Genomic DNA, 6,855 nt, shown 5'->3' on the forward strand with positions numbered 1-6,855 from the left:
AGCGCCCAGCGCTCTTCTGCACTGCCGGCGCCGTGCTGCGCCAGGTTCAGATGCACTTCGCCAATGCGCTGCTCGCCATGGGTCATGGCCAACGAATCGAGCTGCGCGTGCACCCCGCCTGCCTCCTGACGGAAGTAGGCATTGAAGGCCAGGTCGTCCAGGGTGATCGGCTCCTGCTCGCCATGCGCGCCGACCACCTGCGGTGCATGCAGGCGCAGGGCACCCTGCTGCAGGGCCAGCCCGCGCGCCTTGAGCCAGAGTTCGCCGCCGGCCTGCAGGCGCTCAAGGTGCCAGTCGCCGGTCAGGCGCTGCGGCAGCCAGGCCGCCCAGTCGCTCTGCGGAAGGCTCAGGTACAGCTCGGCTTCGGCCTCGCGCCAGCTCTGCGGCTGCATCCGCGTGCGCAGGCGCAAGGCCAGCGGCTGACCATCGGGCAGCAGCAGGCGACCATCCAGGCGCTGGCTGTTGCGGCCATAACCCAGGCTGAGGTTGACGTAGCTGAGCAGCAGCGGCTCCTGGTCGCGCGGCTGCAGGACGATACGGCTGTCGAACAGGCTGATGCGCCGCACTATCCGCAACTGTTCCAGCACCTGCTGGACATCCGCGTCGGGGCCGTCACGCTGTGGCCAGCCTTGCAGGTGCCAGGCACCCTCGGCGTCTTCCTGCAGGTTCAGCTGCAGGCCATCGAACTGCAGATGAGCGATGCGCGGTTGCCGCGCCAGCAGGCTGCCGAGCATATCCGGCAGCAGCTGCACGCGATCCAGGCCGAGCCCCAGATCCTGCGCACCGATCTGCACATCGTGAGCCACCAGCACCGGCGCGAAGCCCTGCCAGCGCCCCTCCAGCCGACCGATGCGCACCGGTACGCCCAGCGCCTCGCTAGCGTGGTCCTCCGCCTCCAGGCGGTACTCGGCCACCAGCGGCACCAGCTCGCGACCCAGGCTGACATACAGCGCCGCCAGCACCAGCAGCGCGGCGCACAGACCGAGCCCCCAGCGCAGCAGCTGCAGAAACAGACGCCCCAGACCACCCACCTCAGGGCTTCCCGTGCTCAGAGCAGCACCACATCGTACTGTTCCTGGGAGTACATGGTTTCCACCTGAAACTTGATGGTGCGGCCGATGAAGGCCTCCAGATCGGCGACGTTGCCCGACTCCTCATCGAGCAGGCGGTCGACCACCTTCTGGTTGGCCAGCACCCGATAACCCTCCGCCTGGTAAGCACGAGCCTCGCGCAGGATCTCGCGGAAGATCTCGTAGCAGATGGTTTCCGGCGTCTTCAGCTTGCCGCGGCCCTGGCAGGCGCTGCACGGCTCGCAGAGGATCTGCTCGAGGCTCTCGCGGGTGCGCTTGCGGGTCATCTGCACCAGGCCCAGCTCGGTGATGCCGATGATGTTGGTCTTGGCGTGGTCGCGCTCCAGCTGCTTCTCCAGGGTGCGCAGTACCTGGCGCTGGTGCTCCTCGTCCTCCATGTCGATGAAGTCGATGATGATGATGCCGCCCAGGTTGCGCAGGCGCAGCTGACGGGCAATGGCGGTGGCCGCCTCCAGATTGGTCTTGAAGATGGTCTCTTCCAGCGTGCGGTGACCGACGAAGGCGCCGGTGTTGACGTCGATGGTGCTCATCGCCTCGGCCGGATCGACCACCAGGTAGCCACCGGATTTCAGCGGTACCTTGCGCTCCAGCGCGCGCTGGATTTCGTCTTCTACGCCGTACAGGTCGAAGATCGGCCGCTCGCCGGGGTAGTGTTCCAGGCGGTCGGCGATTTCCGGCATCAGCTCGGCGACGAACTGGGTGATCTTTTGAAAGGTCTCGCGCGAGTCGACACGGATCTTCTCGGTGCGCGGGCTGACCAGGTCGCGCAGGGTGCGCAGCGCAAGGGACAGGTCCTCGTAGATCACCGAGGGGGCCTTGGCGTTCTGGATCTGAGCGGCGATCTGGTCCCACAGGCGGCGCAGGTAACGGATGTCGATGAGAATCTCGTCGGCGCCGGCCCCTTCCGCCGCGGTGCGCAGGATGAAGCCACCAGCCTCCTCGATGCCCTCGGCGGCGACGCAGTCGGCCACCACCTGCTTGAGCCGATCGCGCTCGGCTTCTTCCTCGATCTTCAGCGAGATACCGACATGGCTGGTGCGCGGCATGTACACCAGGTAACGCGAGGGAATCGACAGCTGGGTGGTCAGGCGCGCGCCCTTGCTGCCGATGGGGTCCTTGGTGACCTGCACCACCAGACTCTGCCCTTCGTGCACCAGGGCGCTGATCGGTTCGACGGCAGCGCCTTCACGGGTGGAGATCTCCGAGGCATGGATGAAGGCCGCACGTTCCAGGCCAATGTCGACGAACGCCGCCTGCATGCCGGGCAGCACCCGCACCACCTTGCCCTTGTAGATATTGCCGACGATGCCGCGCTTCTGCGTGCGCTCGACGTGCACTTCCTGCAGCACGCCGTTTTCCACCACCGCCACGCGCGACTCCATCGGCGTGATATTGATCAGAATCTCTTCGCTCATGCATCCGTCCCGCTGGATTCGTTGTCGGTTCGACGTGACGCCGATTGTTTCTGCAGGCGCGAATTCATGGGCGATTCCATCCTGAACGTCGCGCCTGCACCTAGCCTTGCGTCGGCATCTGCCAGCAGGGGATGCCGAAATCCGCCAGCAGTTGCGCCGTTTCGCACAAGGGCAGACCGACCACCGCCGAATAACTGCCCTCGATACGACTGACGAACACCGCCGCCAGTCCCTGAATACCATATCCGCCTGCCTTGTCGCAGGGTTCGCCGCTGGCCCAGTAGGCCTCGATCTCCGCCTCGCTCAGGGCGCGGAAGGTGACGTCGCTGGCCACCACACGCGCCGCTTCGCGATCGCCGCTGACGAGGGCTACGGCCGTCAGCACCTGATGGGTACGTCCGGCCAGGGCGCGCAGCATGCGCTGAAAATCGGCGAAATCCTGGGGCTTGCCCAGAATGCGTCCATCCAGCACCACGGCGGTGTCGGCGCCCAGCACCACGGCATTGGCGCGGCCGCCCAGGGCGGTCAGTCCGGCACGTACCTTTTCCCGCGCCAGACGCTCTACATAGGCCGTGGCAGGCTCATCTGGCAACGGGTTTTCATCTATCGAGGCGATTTGCGTGACGCAGGGCACGGCAATCTGTGCCAGCAGCTCGCGCCGGCGGGGCGAGGCGGAGGCCAGGAACAGCTCGGCCATACGGGTATCTCCCTTGGCGAACCGCGACCAGCCGTGCGGCGGGCCGCGCTCAGTTGACGTTGAGGCGCAGGTGCAGGCCGCGCAGGATGCCGCAGATCCAGGGCCAGAGCAGTGCGCTGACCAGTGCCGGCAGGACGAAGGCCAGGGTCGGCGGACGACTGCCGGTCAGGGCGTTGAGCCACAGCTGCACCAGCTGGGCCAGACCGAACACCACCATCAGCACCACGCTCTGCTGCCACAGTGGGAACATGCGCAGACGCTGATGCAGGCTCAGCACCAGAAAGGTGATCAGGGTCAGGATCAGCGCGTTCTGCCCCAGCAGGGTACCGAACAACACGTCCTGTGCCAGCCCCAGCAACCAGGCCGTGGTCATGCCGACGCGATGCGGCAACGCCAGCACCCAATAGGTGAGGATCAGCGCGACCCACAGTGGGCGGCCGATCTGCATGAACTCGGGCAGCGGTGAAACACTGAGCAACAATCCAAGCGCCAGGCTGAGCCAGATCACCCAGCCGTTGCGCGATTGAACACCGACCATCAGTTCGTCTCCTGGGCGGCAGCAGGGGTCACCGGCGCATCGCCCTCGGCAGGTTTCTGCTCGCCCTGCTCGCGCGCCCGCTCGGCTTCGCGATCAGCCGCTTCCTGGGCCTCGGCCGAATCGTTGGCACGCTGCTCCGGGGTACGCTGATCGGAGAACACCAGAAGCAGGTAACGGCTGCGGTTGAGCGCGGCGGTGGGCACAGCGCGGACGATGGCGAAGGGCTGGCCCGAATCGTGGATCACTTCCTTGACCGTGGCCACCGGGTAGCCGGCCGGGAAGCGCTGGCCCATGCCGGAGCTGACCAGCAGATCGCCTTCCTTGATGTCGGCGGTATCGGCGACGTGACGCAATTCGAGGCGCTCGGGGTTGCCGGTACCGACCGCGATGGCGCGCAGGCCGTTGCGATTGACCTGCACCGGGATGCTGTGGGTGTTATCGGTGAGCAGCAGCACGCGCGAGGTGTAGGGCATGATCTCCACCACTTGGCCCATCAGGCCCCGGGCATCGAGCACCGGCTGGCCGAGGAACACGCCGTCCTTCTCGCCCTTGTCGATCAGAATGCGGTGGGTATAGGGGTTGGGATCGACGCCGATCAGCTCGCCGACCAGCACCTCTTCGTCCACCAGCGCGGCGGAGTTGAGCAGTTCGCGCAGGCGCACGTTCTGCTCGGTGAGCGCGGCCAGTTTCTGCAGACGGCGCTGCAGCAGCAGAGCCTCGGCCTTGAGCTTCTCGTTCTCGGCCATCAGCTCGCTGCGCGAGGAGATCTGCTGGGTAGCACCGTCCCAGGCGCGTACCGGCAGGTCGGCCAGCCAGTAGAAGGGCGTCAGCACCAGGCCCATCTGGCTGCGCAGTGGCTTGAGCGCCTCGAAACGCGCGTCGACCACCATCAGCACCGCCGAGAGCACGGCGAATACCAGCAGGCGGATGCCCAGCGAGGGACCTTTGGCGAAGAGCGGCTTAATGACCTGCTCCTTGTGCGCCACATGGGCGGAAAGCGCGCGATTTCATGCGAAGGGCAAAACCGGTCAGGCGAAGGTTGGGCCGAGTGTACTGCAATGCTCGAATATGCGCGTGCCGCCCGGAGGCGGCACGACAGCGAGCCACTAGCGGAACCCTTACTCGGTGGAGAGCAGGTCCATGGCGTGGCGATCCATCATTTCCAGCGCCTTGCCGCCGCCACGGGCGACGCAGGTCAGCGGGTCTTCGGCGACGATCACCGGCAGACCGGTTTCCTGGGCCAGCAGCTTGTCCAGGTCACGCAGCAACGCGCCGCCACCGGTCAGCACCAGGCCGCGCTCGGCGATGTCCGAGGCCAGCTCGGGCGGCGACTGCTCCAGCGCGCTCTTGACCGCCTGGACGATGGTCGCCAGGGATTCCTGCAGCGCTTCGAGCACTTCGTTGGAGTTCAGGGTGAAGCTGCGTGGTACGCCCTCGGCCAGGTTGCGACCGCGCACGTCGACTTCGCGAATCTCGCCGCCCGGGTAGGCGGTGCCGATTTCCTGCTTGATGCGCTCGGCGGTGCCTTCACCGATCAGCGAGCCGTAGTTGCGGCGCACGTAGGTGATGATGGCTTCGTCGAAACGGTCGCCGCCGACGCGGACGGACTCGGCGTAAACCACGCCATTGAGGGAAATCAGCGCGATCTCGGTGGTACCGCCGCCGATATCGACGACCATCGAACCGCGGGCCTCTTCGACCGGCAGGCCGGCACCGATGGCAGCGGCCATCGGCTCTTCGATCAGAAACACTTCACGGGCACCGGCGCCCAGGGCCGATTCGCGAATGGCGCGACGCTCGACCTGGGTCGATTTGCACGGCACGCAGATCAGTACGCGCGGCGACGGCTGCAGGAAGCTGTTTTCGTGAACCTTGTTGATGAAGTACTGCAGCATCTTTTCGCAAACGCTGAAGTCGGCGATCACGCCATCCTTCATCGGGCGAATCGCAGAAATGTTGCCGGGGGTACGGCCGAGCATGCGCTTGGCCTCGGTGCCGACGGCCACGACACTCTTCTGGTTGCCGTGGGTACGGATGGCGACCACGGACGGCTCGTTCAGCACGATGCCGCGTTCGCGCACATAAATAAGGGTATTGGCAGTGCCCAGGTCGATCGAAAGATCGCTGGAGAACATGCCACGCAGTTTCTTGAACATTAGGAAGGGACCCTAGGCAACGCGTGGGTGAAGGCCAGGCGCGGAAAACGCGCAGGTAAAAAGTGCGGCAAACTCTAACAACGGCAGGGATTTTGAGCAAGGCGGCAATATGGTAGATTGCCTGTTTTTCCGGGCCTTGCAGCCGCACATCGCGGCCTTTGACCGCCAGCTCACGACATCCGTTCCCTGCAGCCTGGCTACCCGCGCGCCCTTCACACTTCCACTGGAGAACCCCCGATGGCGCTTGAACGCTCCGAGGTGGAAAAAATCGCCCACCTGGCCCGCCTTGGCCTGAACGAAAGCGATATTCCGCAAACCACCGAAACCCTGAACAGCATCCTCGGCCTGATCGACCAGATGCAGGCGGTCGACACCCAGGGCATCGAGCCCCTGGCCCACCCGCTGGAAGCCACCCAGCGCCTGCGCGCCGACGTGGTCAGCGAGCACAACCAGCGCGACGCCTATCAGGCCATCGCCCCGGCCGTGGAAAGCGGCCTGTACCTCGTGCCGAAAGTCATCGAATAAAGGAAAGGGCTCGACATGCATCAAATGACCCTCGCCGAGATCGCCAAGGGCCTCGAGGCCAAGCAGTTCTCCGCCGAAGAGCTGAGCCGCGCCCTGCTGGCGCGCATCGCGCAGCTCGACCCGCAGCTCAACAGTTTCATCACCGTCACCGAAGATCTGGCCATCGAACAGGCCAAGGCCGCCGACGCCCGTCGCGCGGCCGGCGAAAACAGCCCGCTGCTCGGCGCCCCGATCGCCCACAAGGACCTGTTCTGCACCAACGGCGTGCTGACCTCCTGCGGCTCGAAGATCCTCACCGGCTTCAAGGCGCCCTACGACGCCACCGTGGTGGAGAAGCTCAAGGCCGCCGGCACCGTCACCCTCGGCAAGCTGAACATGGACGAGTTCGCCATGGGCTCGGCCAACGAATCCAGCCACTACGGCGCGGTGAAGA

The 6,855-nt window shown here is 65.6% G+C and carries 7 protein-coding genes and 1 pseudogene; 2 read left to right on the forward strand and 6 right to left on the reverse strand.

The genetic code is table 11. The features are described 5' to 3' along the window. The 6 genes and pseudogenes from N7333_RS23420 to mreB all read right to left on the reverse strand — a co-directional run. Window positions 1-1,031: pseudogene (locus N7333_RS23420) on the reverse strand (TIGR02099 family protein); the annotation flags it as partial. Between the two features lie 17 nt (window positions 1,032-1,048). After that, window positions 1,049-2,506, reverse strand: a complete 1,458-nt coding sequence (rng, locus tag N7333_RS23425) for a ribonuclease G (RefSeq protein ID WP_003242858.1) — start codon at window positions 2,504-2,506, stop codon at window positions 1,049-1,051. A gap of 100 nt (window positions 2,507-2,606) precedes the next feature. Continuing rightward, window positions 2,607-3,203 carry a Maf family protein gene (locus N7333_RS23430; protein WP_129482901.1) on the reverse strand — a complete coding sequence of 199 codons (597 nt, stop codon included), beginning with the start codon at window positions 3,201-3,203 and terminating at the stop codon, window positions 2,607-2,609. 49 nt (window positions 3,204-3,252) lie between these two features. Further along, on the reverse strand, window positions 3,253-3,741 hold the full coding sequence (gene mreD / locus N7333_RS23435) for a rod shape-determining protein MreD (RefSeq protein WP_003242856.1): 489 nt from the start codon (window positions 3,739-3,741) through the stop codon (window positions 3,253-3,255). Then, window positions 3,741-4,706, reverse strand: a complete 966-nt coding sequence (mreC, locus tag N7333_RS23440) for a rod shape-determining protein MreC (RefSeq protein WP_177491160.1) — start codon at window positions 4,704-4,706, stop codon at window positions 3,741-3,743. The genes mreD and mreC overlap by 1 nt, the downstream gene beginning before the upstream one ends. A gap of 153 nt (window positions 4,707-4,859) precedes the next feature. Beyond that, window positions 4,860-5,897 carry a rod shape-determining protein MreB gene (mreB, locus tag N7333_RS23445; protein WP_003242854.1) on the reverse strand — a complete coding sequence of 346 codons (1,038 nt, stop codon included), beginning with the start codon at window positions 5,895-5,897 and terminating at the stop codon, window positions 4,860-4,862. 237 nt (window positions 5,898-6,134) lie between these two features. Between mreB and gatC the strand changes: the two genes are divergently transcribed. Further along, on the forward strand, window positions 6,135-6,422 hold the full coding sequence (gene gatC, locus N7333_RS23450) for an Asp-tRNA(Asn)/Glu-tRNA(Gln) amidotransferase subunit GatC (protein ID WP_003242853.1): 288 nt from the start codon (window positions 6,135-6,137) through the stop codon (window positions 6,420-6,422). Between the two features lie 15 nt (window positions 6,423-6,437). Then, a partial coding sequence (locus tag N7333_RS23455) for an amidase (RefSeq protein WP_279859462.1) occupies window positions 6,438-6,855 on the forward strand: 418 nt, incomplete at its 3' end.

Origin of the sequence: Pseudomonas sp. GD04158 (assembly GCF_029834875.1) — a bacterium.
Lineage (GTDB): Bacteria > Pseudomonadota > Gammaproteobacteria > Pseudomonadales > Pseudomonadaceae > Aquipseudomonas > Aquipseudomonas hydrolytica.